The sequence below is a fragment of the Bradyrhizobium sp. AUGA SZCCT0182 genome, assembly GCF_018130185.1.
GTDB lineage: Bacteria > Pseudomonadota > Alphaproteobacteria > Rhizobiales > Xanthobacteraceae > Bradyrhizobium.
This window is the reverse complement of sequence record NZ_JAFCLY010000002.1, coordinates 61,837-77,790: the sequence shown is the minus strand read 5'-3', so window position 1 is coordinate 77,790 and position 15,954 is coordinate 61,837. Positions and strand designations below refer to the sequence as shown.

Below are 15,954 nucleotides of genomic sequence, written 5' to 3'. Positions count from 1 at the left end.
TGGCGTGGTGACCACGGCGCGAGAGGATTTGCTGGCGGCGGGATTGGCGGTATTCGACCGCGACGGCTTTGAGGGCGCAACCGTGGCCGCCATTCGAACCCGCGCGCGGGCGTCGAACGGCAGCTTCTTCCATTTCTTCGGATCAAAGAAGGAACTGGCCGGCACGCTGTTCCTGGAAATCCTCGGCCGCTATCACGCTGCGGTGCTCGCTGCGATCGACGAATCCTGCGGCGCCAGGCAAGGCGTGGCGCAGCTGATCCATGCGCATCTTGACTGGGTTGTGAACAACCGGCGCGAGGCGCGCTACCTGTTCGAGATTTCGCGCAGCGAATGGACCGAAGAAATCCGTGGCGGGCAGCGGGCGCAGAATTCGCGTCTCACCGAGGCCGTCGAGGGTTGGCGCGCGCCGCTGATCGCGCGCGGCGAATTGCTGCCGATGACGGCGACCTTGTTCTTCAGCCAGATCATCGGGCCCGCGCAGATTTTCTGTCGAGCCTGGTTGTCGGGCCGCGACCGCGCCGATCCCAGGGACCAAACCGACATCCTGATCGCCTGCGCCACCCGTGCGGTGGTTGCTCCCGAGGCGGGCCACAGCACTGGAGAAACCGCATGACCGCAAATACCGACCCCGACTTCGCGCCGATCGCCAGCCGCATCCGCGACAATGTCGGCCGCCAAGGCTTTATGAGCCATATCGGCGCGGAGCTGTCCGAACTGACGCGCGGGTCGTGCACGCTCGCGGTCGACCGGCGGCCGGAGCTGTTGCAACAGCACGGCCTGTTCCATGGCGGCGTCACCGCCTTTCTGGTCGACAATGCGACCACCATCGCGGCTGCGACCTCACGCGGCCAGGCGGCGCTCACGGCGGAATATAAATTGAATCTGTTGTCGCCGGCGGTGGGCGAGCGCCTGATCTGCCGGGCGCGGGTGATCAAGCCCGGACGTCAGGTCGCGGTGGTCGCGGCCGATGTCTATTGCCTCACCGACGGCGTCGAAAAGCACACCGCAACGGCGCTGGCCTCGATCGCGATGCTCGACGAGAAAGCGGCGGCACGAATCCCAAGCCCGGCCTGATCGGCCGGGCTTGGTTCTCACATAAACAGAGGCGCGATAAAGAGAAGCGCGCGTTACTTCTCGGTCGCAGCCGGTGCCGGCGCTTCGTCGTCGTGCTGGGCTTCCGGATCGAAGAACTCGCCGGCGGCGGCCAGCGCCTCGGCGGCGGCGTCCTGATCTTCCTGACGGCTCGAGATGTCCTCGCCGCGGTTGATGCGCTCGGCTTCATCGGCGCTGCGTGCAACCGTGACGCTGACGCTGACTTCGACTTCGGGGTGCACGGCGATCGCGATCGAGTGCTTGCCGATGGTCTTGATCGGCGCGTCCAGCATGACCTGGCTGCGGCTGATGGTGACGCCGTCGGCTTCGAAGGAAGCGATGATGTCGCGCACGCTGACCGAACCGAACAATTGGCCGGTTTCGGAGGCCTGGCGCAGCACGACCACGTTGCGGTCGTTGATCTTCTCCGCGACCTTGGTCGCTTCGCCCTTGGCCTTGAGGTTGTTGGCCTCGAGTTCGGCCTTCATGCCGTCGAACTTGGAGCGATTGTCCGCGGTGGCGCGCAGCGCCTTGCCGCGCTTGAGCAGAAAGTTGCGGGCAAACCCGTCCCTGACTTTGACGACTTCGCCCATCTGGCCGAGCTTGGCGACGCGTTCCAGCAAAATGACTTCCATATTCGTTCTCCTTTTGAAGTGGTGATGATCCGGTTCGAGTGGATGGGCGGAATGGTTACGCTGCAGGCACCGGCGGCGGTCTGCCGCGCATGAAGCGTTGGCGAAATCCGAAGACGGCGTCGGCGAGGCCAAGCACGACCATCGCCAGTACCGGCCAGCCGAACACCACGACGACGGCGTAGGCGCAGGACAGCCAGAACGCGCGGCCGTTCAGCGCCAGTGTCAGCGTGTGCAGCACGGCAAAGCCGGTGATGGCGTAAGCCATCAGCAGTGCTGTCGCTGTGATCTGCGCGAACAATGCGGGAAGCCCGCCGACGAAACAGAACGCCAGTGCGACCGACAACGCGACCAGCGTCATCGGCGGTAATTCGGCGGCCTTCAAATCCGGCCACGGCCGGTGCAGGCGGCCGGAGGTCGCGGTGATTTTGCCGGCGAGCCAGAGATTGAGGGTCAGCGTCATCATGGCGACGATCGCGGCTGCCGGTGGCGCGATGATTGCGAGCGCGCTAACCCACCGCTCGGTGTCGCCTGATGGCGCGGCATTGCGGGGCGTCAGAATTCGCAGCAGGCCGCGTTTCAGTGACGCCGTAATCGCCTCGGCGTCGCTGCCGAGCGTCAGCATGGCGGTGATCGTGGTCAGCATAGCAAAGCCTGCAATCCACAGCAGGATGCGGCCGACCGGATACCATTCCATGGCAGGCGCGGCAGGCGACGCGCCATTGCCTGCTTCCTCGGCGGGCAGCGGCCGTCCGAGCAGCGCGAGATGGCCGAGCCACCAGGCGGGCAGGGCGACGGTGACGACAAAGGCGATGCAGTAGGGCAGGCCGAACATCAGCCCGAGGCCCGAAGCCGCGGCGATGCCGCCGATCGTCGCCGCAAGCGGTCCCCATCCAAGGGCGGCCACCATCAGCGGCAGCGGGGCCAGATAGAACAACAGCAGTGAGATCAGCGCGCCCGAGATGATCGAGGCGAACATCAGCGCCGACGCAGAGCCGGCCGCAAGCGCAATGAGTATGATCACGATCATCAGCTGTCCCGCTCCCTTCGAGCGGTTAGAGGTCTTTGGACCCCAACCATCGGCGACCGGACGACCCGGAAGCCTTATGAAAAGTCGCGATCGGCGGCACGGATGCCGCCGATCGAAATCGTCTTAGCGAATAACGTAGGGCAAGAGGCCGAGGAACCGCGAGCGCTTGATGGCGCGGGCGAGTTCACGCTGCTTCTTGGCGGAGACGGCGGTGATGCGGCTCGGCACGATCTTGCCGCGCTCGGAAACGTAACGCATCAGCAGCTTGGAATCCTTGTAGTCGATCTTCGGCGCATTCGGACCCGTGAACGGGCAGGTCTTGCGGCGGCGGAAAAACGGACGGCGTGCACCAGCTTCAGCCATGATTCTTACTCCTCTACCGCTGCGTCTTCATCGCGCGGACGGCGCGGCCCGCGGTCGCCACGGAAGCCACCGCCTTCGCGATCGCCACGGAAACCGCCTTCGCGGTCACCCCGGAAACCACCGCCACGGTCGTCGCGTTCGCGATCGCGATCGGCCTTGCGCATCATGGCAGAGGGACCTTCCTCGTGCTCTTCGACGCGGACGGTGAGATAGCGGATGACGTCTTCGCTGATCCGCTCCTGCCGCTCGATCTCGGTGACCGCAGCGGAGGGCGCATCGATGTTCATCAGCACGAAATGTGCTTTGCGATTCTTGTTCATGCGATAGGTGAGGGAGCGTACGCCCCAGTTCTCGGTCTTGGTGATCTTGCCGCCGAGCCCTTCGACGATGCCCGTCATCTGGGTGGTCAGCTCTTCGACCTGCTGGGTGCTCGCATCCTGACGCGCGAGAAAAACATGCTCATAAAGAGGCATGGGTGTCCTTTCCTGTGTTGGCGCGGTTCCCGGCGGCAAGCCCTTCGAGACCTTCGGAAAGGACTCGATAATGCTCAGAAGGCGGAAGCACGGGACGACGGGCCAACTGGCCCTGCCACATCAACATCGCCGAAAGGTGAGATTGCTGAGACCGTCCGTTCAGCTCCCGGCCGGGATCCACGGATGCGCGGTTTATAGAGATTTTGAGCCCGCTGGCAAGCGTTGATGCGGGATTTTGGCCCGGTTGATGCCATGGCCGACCTCCGCCTCCAAGGACCCAATTGACATATTTGTTTGTATGTCATACAAATAAAAGACGAGAGGGCAAAATGGCTCCCAAAATGGTTTCCGAGTCCGTCGAAACCGCTCAGGCACTGGCCGGCGACCCCAAGCACGCCGTCCGCGCCACGCGTTCCGCCGGACGCCAGATGCGTTCCCGCCTGCTGGATGGCGCCAGCCGCCTGTTCAAAGAGCGTGGCCTTTCCGGCACCTCGATCTCGGATATCGCTGCCGCTGCCGACGCGTTTCCGAGCCAGATCACCTATTATTTCCGCACCAAGGAAGCGCTGTTCGTCGAGGCCGCCTGCCGCGACATGCTCTATGTCGCCCGTGCGGCCGAGCAGGCGGCGTTGTCGGCGCACACGCCGCGCGACTACACGCGCGCGCTGGTCGAGAGCGTGACATCAACGGATTCGGTCGCCTTCTTTGCCGAAGCTCTGACGCTGACGCGCCGCCGCCAGGATCTCGCGCCGCTGGTGGAGCGCACCATCGAACGGCTGCACGGCGAGGGGCTGCGCGCCTATTCGAACCAGATCGAACGCCATGGCTGGAGCACGCTGCGCGATCCCGACGCGACCTCGCGGCGATTCTGGGCGGTCGCGATCGGCGTGATGGTCGAGGGCTATGCCATGGGCCGTTCGGCCGAAGAATTATCCGCAGAGATGCTGCGCGTGCTGGGCGAGCAGGCGACGAGGAAATCGGCCGGCGACGGCGGCCGCCTGCGCCTCGTCGGCAATCCCACATCCGCTTCAGATTCACCCGAAGGGGAGACATCGTCATGACCGCGCTTCGCATGCGTGCCCGTGATTTCCTGTCCGAGGATGAATTGATCGCCGTGCGCCGGCGCTCGACCTGGAAAGGCGTTGCCCTGATCGTTCATGCCTGGGTATTGATCATTGGCTCGATCGCGCTGGTGGCGTGGTGGCCCAATCTGCTGACGTTTCTGCTGGCCGTCGGCATCATCGGCTCGCGCCAGCTCGGGCTTGCGATCCTGATGCATGACGGCGCCCATGGCTGCCTGTCGGCCGACGAGAAAACCAATCTGACCCTGAGCCAGTGGTTCTGCGCCTATCCGGTTTTTGCCGAGACCCGCGCCTATCGCCGCTATCATCTGCAGCATCATGCGCGCACCCAGCAGGAGGATGATCCCGATCTCATCCTGTCGGCGCCGTTTCCGATTACGAAGATGAGCTATCGCCGCAAATTCCTGCGCGATATCACCGGGCAGACCGGCTATCAGCAGCGCAAGGCGCAATTGCTCAACGCGCTGGGTCCTGCGGAATGGCCACTGTCGAAGCGCGCTGCCCATTTTTGGGAAAAGCTTGGTCCGCAGTTCGCGGTCAATGCGGTGATGTTCGCAGGCCTTGCCGCTGCCGGGGTGTGGTGGGCCTATCCGCTGTTATGGCTGCTGCCGCTCTTCACCTGGCAGATGGTGATCACCCGCATCCGCAATATCGCCGAGCATGCCGTGGTGCCCGACAGCAGCGATCCCTTGCGCAACACCCGCACCACGCATGCCGGCTTTCTCGAGCGGCTGTTCATTGCGCCCTATTACGTGAACTATCATCTCGAGCATCATCTGCTGTTCTACGTGCCCTGCTACAACCTGCCGCGCGTCCATCGCATTCTCAGCCAAAGCCGGCATGCCGATCGCATGGAGGTGCAGCCGAATTACGCTGCCGTGCTGCGCCTTGCGACCGCGAAGCCGAACCAGCAGGATCGTCCGGGCCAGCTTGTGAGCAGCGCGCGCCGCGCACGCGCCGGGGCCGAGGTCGGCGGCGATCAGAAGGCCGGAGGTTTCTAGCCGCCGCTAACGCGTGTTCGGCCGGCTTGCTCATTGGCGCGGCGAAGCAGCACGAACAGAAACGCCAACAGCACCGCGGCCGACAGGGCGAGCGACCAGTGAATGCCGATCGCTGCGCCGAACAGGCCCACGGTGATGCCGCTGAAGGCCCGCATGCCGAGCCCGGCCATGTTGAACAGGCCGACGACGCGGCCGCGAATGTCGGCGGGGGCATTCAGCTGGACCATGGTCTGCGCCATCGTGTTGAACGACAGCTCGAAGAAACCTGCGGCGAACAGCAGTGCGATCGCAAGCGAGTAGATCCCGACCGACGCGAACGCGAGCAGCGACAACGCCCATAGAATGGCAAGGACGATGGCCGTCTGAGGCGTCGCTTTGAGCCGTCCCCACGCTTCCAGCGCGATGCCTGCGAGGAGCGCGCCGGCGGCGTCGGCCGCCAGCAGCACGCTGTAGGCCACGCCGGGGTCGCCGTGGCCGAGATCGATGGCAAAGCCCGGCATCTGGGCGTGATAGGCGTTGCCGATCATGAAGGAGGTCAGCCCGGCGAGCAGCGTCATCGAGATCAGGACAGGGTAGGTGCCGATGACACGGATGGTCTGCACGATGTCGGAAAGGCCGCGGACGGCGAGGCGCTTTGCCACTGCGCCCTGGGCGCTGATGGGTGCCCAGAACAGCCAGAGCAGCATCGGGAGATAAAAAAGCGTGTTGAGAATGATGCCGTGGGACGGGCCGAGTGCCAGCATGATCACGCCGCCCGCGGCCGGACCGACCAGGATTCCCAAATAGCGCGCCATCGCGTTCAGCCGCACCGCGCTCGGCAGGTCGGCGGGGCCGACGATATCGTAAAGCAGCAGCTGGTTCGGCGTCTGCCACAGCACGCCGGCGCAGCCGTGGATGACCAGGAGCAGCATCGCGTGCCACATCTGAAGCGTGTCGGTGACGAAGAAAACTCCCCATCCCGCCGACGCCACGATGAAAAGCAGCATTCCGCACTGAATGATGCGGCGTGGATCGAACCGGTCGGCGAGCCCGCCGACGGCGACGGAAAACAGCAGAAATGGCAGCCAGTGCGACAGCACCGCAAAGCCCGCCAGCGCCGGCGAATGGAATTTCTGGAACACCACCCAGTAGCTGATCACGTGCTCGACATTGTCAGCCATCATGGCCAGCACGTAGGCGATGAACTGGGCCCGATAGGGCCGCGACTTCATGGCCGCGAACGAGCTGGATGCGACGGGTTTCGCGGAGGGTTCAGGACTCAAGAGATCACCTGGGTAAGGCTTGACGGGCTCGCGGCATCCGTTTCCGCTCGCGCCGTTACACGCTTGTTAAAGGGCGCTCAAGACAGCCGGAGCGGCTCCGGCGCAGAAATAGCTGGGTTGATCGAGATCTGCGATGATCGCGGCAAGCGCCGCGGCGAGGTTCCAGGCCCCGCAATTGCTTGTGCGATGCACCCGCTGTCCGGCTTGACAGGGCGGCGAAAGCCGGTGTCTTACGGCTGCACTTGAAGGAGTTTTCAGTCAAAATGACCGCAGCATTCACCTTTCCGGGCCAGGGGTCGCAGGCCGTGGGCATGGGCAAGGCCCTGGCGGACGCCTTTCCGGCCGCGCGGGCGGTATTCGACGAGGTCGATGCGGCGCTCGGCGAAAAGCTGACCGCGATCATCTGGGAGGGGCCTGCCGAAACCCTCCAGCTCACCGAAAATGCCCAGCCGGCGCTGATGGCAGTGTCTATCGCGACCTTGCGCGTGCTGGAGACCGAGGCCGGCTTCTCGGTCGGGCGGGATGCGGCATTCGTGGCCGGTCACTCGCTCGGCGAATATTCGGCGCTGGCCGCGGCCGGCAGCCTCAGCCTCAGCGATACCGCGCGCCTGTTGCGCACCCGCGGCCTTGCGATGCAAAAGGCCGTGCCGGTCGGCGTCGGCGCCATGGCCGCGCTGCTGGGTCTGGACTACGAGGCGGCGGTGGCTGTCGCGGCTGAAGCTGCGCAAGGCCAGGTCTGCCAGGCCGCCAATGACAATGGCGGCGGGCAGGTGGTGGTCTCCGGCGACAAGGCCGCGGTCGAACGCGCGCTTGAAATTGCAAAGACCAAGGGCGCCAAGCGCGCGATGCTGCTGCCGGTGTCCGCACCGTTCCATTGCAAGCTGATGCAGCCCGCGGCCGACGCCATGGCGAAGGCGCTGGCCGATGTGACGATCAAGGCGCCGGCTTCGCCGCTGGTGTCGAACGTGCTGGCCGCGCCGATCACCGATCCCGATGAGATCAGGCGCCGCCTGATCGAGCAGGTCACCGGCACCGTTCGCTGGCGCGAGTCGGTCGCCTATATGGCCTCCCAGGGCGTGACGCGGTTCTTCGAAATCGGCGCCGGCAAGGTTTTGAGCGGGCTGGTCAAGCGCATCGCTGACGGTGCGGTCGGCGTTTCCGTCGGCGGACCCGGCGACATTGCCGCTGCCAAGGATGCATTGGCGGCTTCGAAGTAAGCTTGCCCGAAAAGGAGATTTAGATGTTCGATTTGACGGGCAGGACGGCGCTGGTGACCGGCGCGACCGGCGGCATTGGCAACGCCATCGCGCAGGCACTGCATGCGCAGGGCGCGACGGTGGCGATCTCGGGCACGCGCCGCGAAGTGCTGGATGCCTTCGCCACCAAACTCGGCGAGCGCGTTCACGTGCTGCCGTGCAATCTTTCCGACAGCGCGGAAGTCGAGGCCCTGGTACCCGCGGCGGAAGCGGCGATGGGACAGGTCGATATTCTGATCGCCAATGCCGGCATCACCCGCGACAACCTGTTTGTGCAATTGCGCGACGAGGATTGGGACGACGTCATCAACGTTAACCTGACGGCGACCTTCCGCCTGGCGCGCGCGGCGACCAAATTGATGATGCGCAAGCGCTTCGGCCGCATCATTGCCATCACCTCGATCGTCGGTGTGACCGGCAATCCCGGGCAGGCCAATTACACCGCGTCGAAGGCGGGAATCATCGGCCTGATCAAGACGCTCGGCGCCGAATACGCCAAGCGCAACGTGACCGCCAATTGCATCGCGCCCGGATTCATCAAGACACCGATGACGGATGCGCTCAACGACAAGCAGCGCGAGACCATCCTGTCGAAGGTTCCTGCAGCACGGCTGGGAACGCCCGAGGACATCGCCGCGGCGGCGGTTTATCTCAGTTCGAACGAGGCGGCTTACGTCACCGGGCAAACCATCCACGTCAACGGCGGAATGGCCATGATTTGAGCCGGTTAACGGCCCGATCGATGGGCTCAAAGGCGGTTTCGGGGGGCCGGGCGAGGGCTTGTAGTCAACGGTAGGGAAGTATGATAACCGAACCACCGACGGATGGGCAAACAAGGCCATTGCAGGATTTTGAAACCCTGTATATTGGCGTGGCGACGCCTGCCGTTCGCCGGGCCTTTATCGGCTACCACCGTGCCGAATCAAGACTATGCGCGATTGCGAAGGAAGTTTAACGACCACGATGGCTCGTATCGTCTTGCGGTATCTTGGGGTCGGGTCCAATGGAACAAGCACGAGGTTGAACGATGAGTGAGATTGGCGAGCGGGTTAAGAAGATTGTGGTCGAGCACCTCGGTGTTGAACCCGAGAAGGTGGTCGATGCGGCAAGTTTCATCGATGACCTTGGCGCTGACAGCCTCGACACCGTCGAGCTTGTGATGGCATTTGAAGAAGAGTTCGGTTGCGAGATTCCCGATGACGCCGCGGAAACGATTTTGACCGTCGGCGACGCGACAAAATTTCTCGAAAAGAACGCGAAAAGCTGACGCCCCCGCGCGGTGCGCATAGAGCCGGACGGGCCGTTGTCGAACGGTCCCCCGGTTTCTTGTTATGGACCGCCAGTTTCGGGCCGGAGTTTTTGATATGAGGCGGGTTGTCGTCACGGGGCTGGGCATGGTTACGCCACTCGGCTGCGGCGTTGACGCAACGTGGACGCGTATCCTCGCCGGCCGGAGTGGCGCCAGGCGAATCGAGACCTTCGAAGTTGCCGATCTCTCCAGCCAGATCGCCTGCGTGATTCCACGCGGCGACGGTAGCGGCGGCACCTTCAATCCGGACCAGTGGATGGAGCCAAAGGACCAGCGCAAGGTCGATGATTTCATCATCTTTGCGATGGCCGCCGCGCGCCAGGCGCTCGACGACGCCGATTGGCATCCCGAGAGCGAAGAAGACAAATGCGCGACCGGCACCCTGATCGGGTCCGGAATCGGCGGCCTGTCCGGCATCGCCGATACCGCCCTGCTGCTCAAGGAGCGCGGGCCGCGCAAGGTCTCGCCGTTCTTCATTCCAGGGCGGCTGATCAATCTCGCTTCCGGCTACGTCTCGATCGAGCATGGTCTCAAGGGACCTAACCATTCCGTCGTCACCGCATGTTCGACCGGCGCGCACGCGATCGGCGACGCCAGCCGCCTGATCGCGCTCGGCGATGCCGAGGTGATGGTGGCGGGCGGAACCGAATCGCCGATCTGCCGGCTGGCGATGGCAGGCTTCTGCGCGGCGCGCGCGCTCTCGACCGCCTTCAACGACACGCCGGAACGGGCTTCGCGTCCCTACGACAAGGATCGCGACGGCTTCGTGATGGGCGAGGGCGCCGGCATCGTGGTGCTCGAGGAATATGAGCACGCCAAAAAGCGCGGCGCGAAAATCTACGCCGAGGTGATCGGCTACGGCCTGTCCGGCGACGCCTATCACATCACCTCGCCAGCGCCGGACGGCGATGGTGCCTTCCGCAGCATGAGTGCGGCGTTGAAGCGTGCTGGAATCAGCGCTTCCGATATCGACTACATCAACGCGCACGGCACCTCGACGCAGATCGGCGACGAGATCGAGCTCGGCGCGGTGGAGCGGTTGCTCGGCAATGCAACGTCCAAGGTGTCGATGTCGTCGACCAAGTCGTCGACCGGGCATCTGCTCGGCGCGGCCGGCGCGATCGAGGCGATTTTCAGCATCCTTGCGATTCGCGACAACATCGCCCCGCCCACCATCAATCTGGAAAATCCGTCGGTGGAGACGTCGATCGATCTCGTGCCTCAAACGGCGCGCCAACGCGAGATCAATGTCGCGCTGTCGAATTCTTTCGGTTTCGGGGGTACCAACGCCTCCGTCATCGTTCGGCGCGTAGTTAGTTAGCAAGTGTTTAGAGCGACTCCACCGTTTTGCCGTATTCGGCGATGACTCCTAGACGTGGGCGTATGCTATTGGCCGGGCAGGGGTTTGGCAGGCCACGATTGAACCGGCAGGATTCAGGTTGCATCGATGAGTGAAAGGCCGCCCATTTCCCCCCGGAGCCCGCGCGCTGCGCTGGAGCCCGAGCAGGTACCGCCGCCGCCGAAGCGGTCCGAGCGTGCCCGCAATCCGTTTGTCGTGATCGGCAATGCCATCATCACCATTCTGATCATTTTGATGATCGGCGCGGGCACGGCGTATTATTACGGCCGCCAGCTTTTGGAGACGCCAGGTCCGCTGCAGGAAGACAAGATCGTCAATATTCCGGCACGCGCCGGCAAAAGGGACATCGCCGACGCGCTGCAGCGCGAGGGCGTGATCAACGTCAATCCGTGGCTGTTCATCGGCAGCGTGTTTGCGTTGAAGGCGAGTTCCGATCTCAAGCCCGGCGAATATTCGTTCCAGAAGCGCGCCAGCCTGCGCGATGTCATCGCCACCATCGTCGAAGGCAAGGTGGTGCAGCATGGCGTCACCATTCCCGAAGGCCTGACCTCCGAGCAGATCGTGGCGCGCCTCACCGACAACGACCTGTTCTCGGGCTCGCTGAAGGAAATGCCGCGCGAGGGCACGCTGTTGCCGGAAACCTATAAATTCCCGCGCGGCACCAGCCGCGAACAGGTGGTCCAGCGCATGCAGCAGACCCAGAAGCGGGTGCTTGCGGAAATCTGGGAACGCCGCAATCCGGACATTCCGGTCAGGTCGCCGGAGGCGTTGATTACGCTTGCCTCGATCGTCGAGAAGGAAACCGGCCGGGCCGACGAGCGCAGCCGGGTCGCCGCTGTCTTCACCAACCGGCTGCGACAGAAGATGAAGCTGCAGTCCGATCCCACCATCATCTACGGGCTGGTGGGCGGCAAGGGTACGCTGGGCCGGCCGATCAAGCGCTCCGAGATCACCCAGCCGTCGCCCTACAATACCTATGTGATCGAAGGCTTGCCACCGGGCCCGATCGCCAATCCCGGCCGCGCCTCGCTTGAGGCGGTCGCCAACCCGGCGCGGACCCGCGACCTGTTCTTCGTCGCCGATGGTAGCGGCGGACATACCTTTACTGAAACCTACGACCAGCACCAGAAGAACGTCGCCAAGCTGCGGGTCCTGGAAAAGCAGATCCAGAACGACACGGTCGAACCGGCCGAAGAGGCCGCAGCTCCTGCAGCGGCAGGCGCGCCGGCGGCCGACACCAACCCGACGGCGACGACGCCGAGGCCAACGGGGACGAAGAGACAGCCCGCACGTCCGGCGGCGCCTGCGGCCGCCCCCGGCGCCCGCCAGGGCGCGGCGCAATCGACCACCACGGCGCCGGTGGTTCAGCGCTAAGTCAATTCCATCAGGCGTGAATTCGTTTTAAGCTCGCGCCGCACCCCGAGTCTCGCATCTCCCTGTTTTCGGAAAGTTTTACGCGATGGCGCTATCGAGCATGACCGGTTTTGCCCGGAGCAACGGCGCCAGCGGTCCGTACACGTTCGAATGGGAACTGAAGTCGGTCAACGCCAAGGGCTTTGACCTGCGGTTGCGGCTGCCGCCCGGATGGGACGAACTCGAGGCTTTCGCCAAGAAGCGCGCCGGCGAGGTGCTGTCGCGGGGCACGGTCTACGCCAATCTCAACGTCAAGCGTGCCAACGCGGTCTCGACCATCCGTATCAATGAGGACGTGCTCAACTCGATCGTAAAGGTGGCGGGTGTGCTCGCCGGCAAGATCGACGCGGTGGCGCCCAGCATCGATGGTCTGCTCGGCATCAAGGGCGTCATCGAGGTGGTCGAACCCGAAAGCGATGAGGCCGAAGACAAGGCGGCCAAGGACGCCGCGGCGCTGGCCTTCGAGCAGGCGCTGGCCAATCTGGTCGAGATGCGCCGCCGCGAGGGCGTCACGCTCGGGCAGATTCTCAACCAGCGCATGGATGAGATCGAGAAACTCGCGAAGAGGGCCGAGGCCGCGCCCGGCCGCAAGCCCGAGGCGATCAGGGTGCGTTTGGCCGAACAGGTCGCGGCGCTGCTGGAAACGTCAGATCGTTTCGATCCTGACCGGCTCAATCAGGAAGCGATCATGATCGCGGCCAGGGCCGACATCCGCGAGGAGCTCGACCGCATCGCCTCCCACATCGCCCAGGCCCGCGAGATGATCGGCAAGGGCGGCCCGGTGGGGCGCCGGCTGGATTTTCTCGCCCAGGAGTTCAACCGCGAGGTCAACACCTGCTGCTCGAAATCGAACGATCTGGAGTTGACCAATACCGGGCTCGAGATGAAAAACGTGGTGGAGCAGTTCCGCGAGCAGGTCCAGAATCTGGAGTGAGCGATGACGGCTGGTGGTTTCGACGGGGTTGAGCGGCGCGGACTGATGTTCGTGCTGTCCTCGCCATCCGGCGCGGGCAAGACCACGCTGTCGCGGATGCTGATCGACAAGATGCCTGGTCTAAAGATGTCGGTGTCGGCGACCACCCGGCCGATGCGGCCGGGTGAGGTCGACGGGCGCGACTATTTCTTCGTCGACAAACCGAAATTCGAAGCAATGGCCAAGAATGGCGAATTGCTCGAATGGGCCACCGTGTTCGACAATCGCTATGGAACGCCGCGCGCGCCGGTCGAGGCCGCGCTGTCGGCCGGGCAGGACGTGCTGTTCGATATCGACTGGCAGGGCACGCAACAATTGCGCGAGAAAGCCCGCGCCGACGTGGTCAGCGTGTTCATCCTGCCGCCGTCGGCTGCCGACCTCGAAAAGCGCCTGCACACCCGCGCCCAGGATTCAGACGAGGTCATTCGCGGAAGGATGGACCGCGCCACCCACGAACTGAGCCATTGGGCGGAATACGACTACATCGTCATCAACCAGGACGTCGACCATGCCTTCGCCGAGGTGCAGTCGATCCTCAAGGCCGAGCGGCTCAAGCGCGAGCGCCGCACCGGACTGACGGAATTCGTTCGCGGCCTGCAGCGCCAGCTCGAAAAATAATCCCGACTGCGATCGCAGGCCGAGTCTATGCCCGCAGTACGTTGCGCGTAGCCTTAGGTATGTGCGCTACGCGCCAATCGCGCCAGCATCTCGGTTACCCGCCGCTCCGGATCGTCGGGCGCGCGCGGATCGCGGGGAACGTCGCGCGGAGTATTGCTGCGCCAGATCGGCGTCTCGTCCGGGAACATCGATGGCGAGGTCCGTTCGGTCGGGATCGAATCCCAGATCGCACGGCGATCACCGCGCGCTTCCAGCGGGATCGCCTGCGCGCGGCCGAACCGGTAAACCAGACTTGCGGTAATTCCTGCCAGCGCCAGCGCACCGGCCATCACCAGCAGCAGCATCTGCATCGATGCCGACCGCCTTTCCTGCGATGTGTCAGCGGCAGCGAGTGCAACCGGGGGGGTGGCGGGCTGCGGCGCCGCTGTCGGATTGGTTTGAAGGCTCTGGGCTTGAAGGTTCTGGGTTTGAAGGCTTTGGGTCTGCGGGTTTTGAGTCTGCAGGCTCTGCGCTGGCTCGGCCGCGGCAAGGCGCGGATCGTTCGATGGGCTGACGCCCGAAGATTCCGGCCAGCGCGATGCGATGGACGATGGCGGTTGCGAGTCCGGTGCGGCCGCAATTTGGTTATTTGCGATTCTAGAAACGGGCACCGCACCCGTGCTCTGCGGCTCGATCAAATCCTCGACGCGCGCCTGCGGCGCGGTCAGTTCGGCGCGCGCGTTGGCGATCGATTTACGTGCATTGATGCTCTGCTGCGGCGAAACGGCATTGGTCGCCTCCGCCGATGCGGAATCCGATGCTGCAGGCGTGGATGAAGATTCCTTCGGTGCGGCGCGCGCGGTCTTGTTCTTCGCTTCGCCGATGTACCAGCAATTGCGTTTGGTGGCGTGATCGATCCGGTAATACCAATGGCCACCTGCCGGCAAAGCCCCTTTTGGACGCGTCAGGCAGGTGTCCGCCGTTTTTGCGCTGTTCTCCTTGTTCGCGCTGTTCTCTTTAGCGGCATCCTGTGCAACGGCAGCGAAACTGGTTCCCGCCAGAATACTGGCGAAGAACGCCGAGATGAATTTCGCTGAACGCTTTGACATGGCCATCCCCGATGATGATACGTGACACTTACGCGACACTTACGTCTCAAGTTTTCGTTAAAGACTTGGGTCGTAATGGGCCGCAATTTCGGAGCGGGTAGGGCATAATTGGGGCTCGCCGGCCGCATCTGAGAGGCGGGCGGGAGCGAGAGCCTTTTCCGTTCCGATTGATCGATCGGAACGGGGCTCTAGCTTCTTGATTTGACGCGTTTTCTTAACGCGAACCGGTAGCCACTTCGCTGGAAAACGCTCTAGAAACAGGCACGAAAGCTACTGTTTGCTGGCCGTCCACGTTCCACCACAACGTTCCGGAGCCGCTGCGGCCGGAGAGACGGCCGGAACTGGTGACCGTGACGCCGTTGAAATTGACCGTGCGGGCGGAACCGTTGCCGCTGACGCTGCCACTGACGCCCTGGGCGATGATCCTGCCGCTGGTCACGACCACCGCGCCAGTCGTGGTGCCGCCGCAGCCGACGGATGTAACCATCCATGCGCCGTCGAAATTGCCGCCGCCACCACCGCCACTGCGCGAGGCGCGGCGTGGGCTCTCGGCTTCGGGCTTGGCGCGCCGTTCGGGCTTCTCCGTCTCAATTGCGCGCGGCGTGGCGCGAGATCCCGACAGCGATTTCTCGTCATTGCCTATGCTGCCGCCGGCGCTGCCGGATTGCGCTAGGCCGGCACTTACTCCGAATGCGGCTGACATCAACAGCGAAAACAGAGCAATCCTGACCGAGCGTTGACCGGCGTTTTGCATAAACAGGTGCCTTTAATTTCTCGAATGTAGTGTCGGCCTTAACTGGGACGAGCGGAAATCAAACGGGATGTTACTGTTTCGACGCCGTCCACGTTCCGGAACAGCCGTCCGACCGACTGAACGTCCCGGAGCCGCTGCGGCCCGAGAAACGGCCGGAGCTGCTCCAACTCAAACCCGAGACGGATCCGCCTGACGTCGTAGAGCCACTCGAACTGACCTGACCGGAACTCAATTCACCCGAGATCCTG

18 protein-coding genes are annotated in these 15,954 nt (G+C 63.8%); 11 read left to right on the top strand and 7 right to left on the bottom strand.

Annotated features, from left to right (window positions below):
- The first annotated feature begins 7 nt into the window (after positions 1-7).
- Together JQ611_RS02660 and JQ611_RS02655 are read left to right on the top strand one after the other, a co-directional pair.
- Positions 8-613, top strand: a complete 606-nt coding sequence (locus JQ611_RS02660) for a TetR/AcrR family transcriptional regulator (protein WP_212464434.1) — start codon at positions 8-10, stop codon at positions 611-613.
- Positions 610-1,074, top strand: a complete 465-nt coding sequence (locus JQ611_RS02655) for a PaaI family thioesterase (protein ID WP_212388586.1) — start codon at positions 610-612, stop codon at positions 1,072-1,074. Before JQ611_RS02660 ends, JQ611_RS02655 begins: the two co-directional genes overlap by 4 nt.
- 53 nt (positions 1,075-1,127) lie before the next feature.
- Here the strand turns inward: JQ611_RS02655 and rplI are convergent, their stop codons facing one another.
- The 4 genes from rplI to rpsF all read right to left on the bottom strand — a co-directional run bounded on the left by rplI (position 1,128) and on the right by rpsF (position 3,590).
- On the bottom strand, positions 1,128-1,727 hold the full coding sequence (rplI, locus tag JQ611_RS02650) for a 50S ribosomal protein L9 (protein ID WP_212388584.1): 600 nt from the start codon (positions 1,725-1,727) through the stop codon (positions 1,128-1,130).
- A gap of 55 nt (positions 1,728-1,782) precedes the next feature.
- The gene (locus tag JQ611_RS02645; RefSeq protein WP_212464433.1) at positions 1,783-2,754 is read right to left on the bottom strand and encodes a DUF2232 domain-containing protein; all 972 of its coding nucleotides are present in this window, start codon (positions 2,752-2,754) and stop codon (positions 1,783-1,785) included.
- 123 nt (positions 2,755-2,877) lie between these two features.
- Positions 2,878-3,117 (bottom strand): 30S ribosomal protein S18, encoded by a 240-nt coding sequence (gene rpsR / locus JQ611_RS02640; RefSeq protein WP_002711478.1) that lies wholly within the window; start codon positions 3,115-3,117, stop codon positions 2,878-2,880.
- A gap of 5 nt (positions 3,118-3,122) precedes the next feature.
- A complete protein-coding gene (gene rpsF / locus JQ611_RS02635; protein WP_192740693.1) occupies positions 3,123-3,590 on the bottom strand; it encodes a 30S ribosomal protein S6 in 468 nt (155 codons plus the stop codon).
- 329 nt (positions 3,591-3,919) lie between these two features.
- Here rpsF and JQ611_RS02630 point away from each other — a divergent pair, with 329 nt between their 5' ends.
- A complete protein-coding gene (locus JQ611_RS02630) occupies positions 3,920-4,651 on the top strand; it encodes a TetR/AcrR family transcriptional regulator C-terminal domain-containing protein (RefSeq protein WP_212464432.1) in 732 nt (243 codons plus the stop codon).
- Complete coding sequence (locus JQ611_RS02625) at positions 4,648-5,673, top strand: fatty acid desaturase family protein (RefSeq protein ID WP_212464431.1); 1,026 nt, start codon at positions 4,648-4,650, stop codon at positions 5,671-5,673. Before JQ611_RS02630 ends, JQ611_RS02625 begins: the two co-directional genes overlap by 4 nt.
- Here JQ611_RS02625 and JQ611_RS02620 read toward each other — a convergent pair.
- Positions 5,670-6,935: an MFS transporter gene (locus tag JQ611_RS02620; protein ID WP_283816720.1), complete on the bottom strand. Its 1,266-nt coding sequence runs from the start codon at positions 6,933-6,935 to the stop codon at positions 5,670-5,672. The two genes, JQ611_RS02625 and JQ611_RS02620, sit on opposite strands and share 4 nt — an antisense overlap.
- A gap of 263 nt (positions 6,936-7,198) precedes the next feature.
- Here JQ611_RS02620 and fabD point away from each other — a divergent pair, with 263 nt between their 5' ends.
- From fabD to gmk, 7 genes are all read left to right on the top strand, one after another.
- On the top strand, positions 7,199-8,152 hold the full coding sequence (gene fabD, locus JQ611_RS02615; RefSeq protein ID WP_212464430.1) for an ACP S-malonyltransferase: 954 nt from the start codon (positions 7,199-7,201) through the stop codon (positions 8,150-8,152).
- A 23-nt stretch (positions 8,153-8,175) separates the two neighbouring features.
- Positions 8,176-8,913 carry a 3-oxoacyl-[acyl-carrier-protein] reductase gene (gene fabG, locus JQ611_RS02610; RefSeq protein ID WP_212264801.1) on the top strand — a complete coding sequence of 246 codons (738 nt, stop codon included), beginning with the start codon at positions 8,176-8,178 and terminating at the stop codon, positions 8,911-8,913.
- Positions 8,914-9,218: 305 nt separating this feature from the next.
- Positions 9,219-9,458, top strand: coding sequence for an acyl carrier protein (locus tag JQ611_RS02605; protein ID WP_006020277.1), 240 nt, complete (start codon positions 9,219-9,221; stop codon positions 9,456-9,458).
- 97 nt (positions 9,459-9,555) lie between these two features.
- Positions 9,556-10,821 (top strand): beta-ketoacyl-ACP synthase II, encoded by a 1,266-nt coding sequence (gene fabF / locus JQ611_RS02600; protein WP_212264800.1) that lies wholly within the window; start codon positions 9,556-9,558, stop codon positions 10,819-10,821.
- A 126-nt stretch (positions 10,822-10,947) separates the two neighbouring features.
- Positions 10,948-12,234: an endolytic transglycosylase MltG gene (gene mltG, locus JQ611_RS02595; RefSeq protein ID WP_212264799.1), complete on the top strand. Its 1,287-nt coding sequence runs from the start codon at positions 10,948-10,950 to the stop codon at positions 12,232-12,234.
- Between the two features lie 85 nt (positions 12,235-12,319).
- A complete protein-coding gene (locus tag JQ611_RS02590; protein WP_212464429.1) occupies positions 12,320-13,207 on the top strand; it encodes a YicC/YloC family endoribonuclease in 888 nt (295 codons plus the stop codon).
- A gap of 3 nt (positions 13,208-13,210) precedes the next feature.
- Positions 13,211-13,864: a guanylate kinase gene (gene gmk, locus JQ611_RS02585; protein ID WP_212464428.1), complete on the top strand. Its 654-nt coding sequence runs from the start codon at positions 13,211-13,213 to the stop codon at positions 13,862-13,864.
- Positions 13,865-13,917: 53 nt separating this feature from the next.
- On the opposite strand, the gene JQ611_RS02580 is transcribed toward gmk, so the two are convergent.
- Both JQ611_RS02580 and JQ611_RS02575 read right to left on the bottom strand, forming a co-directional pair.
- On the bottom strand, positions 13,918-14,952 hold the full coding sequence (locus JQ611_RS02580; RefSeq protein ID WP_212464427.1) for a hypothetical protein: 1,035 nt from the start codon (positions 14,950-14,952) through the stop codon (positions 13,918-13,920).
- A gap of 214 nt (positions 14,953-15,166) precedes the next feature.
- Positions 15,167-15,706, bottom strand: coding sequence for a hypothetical protein (locus tag JQ611_RS02575; RefSeq protein WP_312011848.1), 540 nt, complete (start codon positions 15,704-15,706; stop codon positions 15,167-15,169).
- Positions 15,707-15,954 lie beyond the last annotated feature (248 nt).

What these genes read in the sequence shown, in the direction of transcription:
- JQ611_RS02645 (WP_212464433.1), bottom strand. Translation starts at nt 2,754, where the DNA reads ATGATCGTGATCATACTCATTGCGCTTGCGGCCGGCTCTGCGTCGGCG.
- rpsR (WP_002711478.1), bottom strand. Translation starts at nt 3,117, where the DNA reads ATGGCTGAAGCTGGTGCACGCCGTCCGTTTTTCCGCCGCCGCAAGACC.
- JQ611_RS02605 (WP_006020277.1), top strand. Translation starts at nt 9,219, where the DNA reads ATGAGTGAGATTGGCGAGCGGGTTAAGAAGATTGTGGTCGAGCACCTC.
- fabF (WP_212264800.1), top strand. Translation starts at nt 9,556, where the DNA reads ATGAGGCGGGTTGTCGTCACGGGGCTGGGCATGGTTACGCCACTCGGC.
- gmk (WP_212464428.1), top strand. Translation starts at nt 13,211, where the DNA reads ATGACGGCTGGTGGTTTCGACGGGGTTGAGCGGCGCGGACTGATGTTC.
- JQ611_RS02630 (WP_212464432.1), top strand. Translation starts at nt 3,920, where the DNA reads ATGGCTCCCAAAATGGTTTCCGAGTCCGTCGAAACCGCTCAGGCACTG.
- JQ611_RS02655 (WP_212388586.1), top strand. Translation starts at nt 610, where the DNA reads ATGACCGCAAATACCGACCCCGACTTCGCGCCGATCGCCAGCCGCATC.
- JQ611_RS02580 (WP_212464427.1), bottom strand. Translation starts at nt 14,952, where the DNA reads ATGTCAAAGCGTTCAGCGAAATTCATCTCGGCGTTCTTCGCCAGTATT.
- fabD (WP_212464430.1), top strand. Translation starts at nt 7,199, where the DNA reads ATGACCGCAGCATTCACCTTTCCGGGCCAGGGGTCGCAGGCCGTGGGC.
- rplI (WP_212388584.1), bottom strand. Translation starts at nt 1,727, where the DNA reads ATGGAAGTCATTTTGCTGGAACGCGTCGCCAAGCTCGGCCAGATGGGC.
- JQ611_RS02575 (WP_312011848.1), bottom strand. Translation starts at nt 15,706, where the DNA reads ATGCAAAACGCCGGTCAACGCTCGGTCAGGATTGCTCTGTTTTCGCTG.
- fabG (WP_212264801.1), top strand. Translation starts at nt 8,176, where the DNA reads ATGTTCGATTTGACGGGCAGGACGGCGCTGGTGACCGGCGCGACCGGC.
- rpsF (WP_192740693.1), bottom strand. Translation starts at nt 3,590, where the DNA reads ATGCCTCTTTATGAGCATGTTTTTCTCGCGCGTCAGGATGCGAGCACC.
- mltG (WP_212264799.1), top strand. Translation starts at nt 10,948, where the DNA reads ATGAGTGAAAGGCCGCCCATTTCCCCCCGGAGCCCGCGCGCTGCGCTG.
- JQ611_RS02590 (WP_212464429.1), top strand. Translation starts at nt 12,320, where the DNA reads ATGGCGCTATCGAGCATGACCGGTTTTGCCCGGAGCAACGGCGCCAGC.
- JQ611_RS02625 (WP_212464431.1), top strand. Translation starts at nt 4,648, where the DNA reads ATGACCGCGCTTCGCATGCGTGCCCGTGATTTCCTGTCCGAGGATGAA.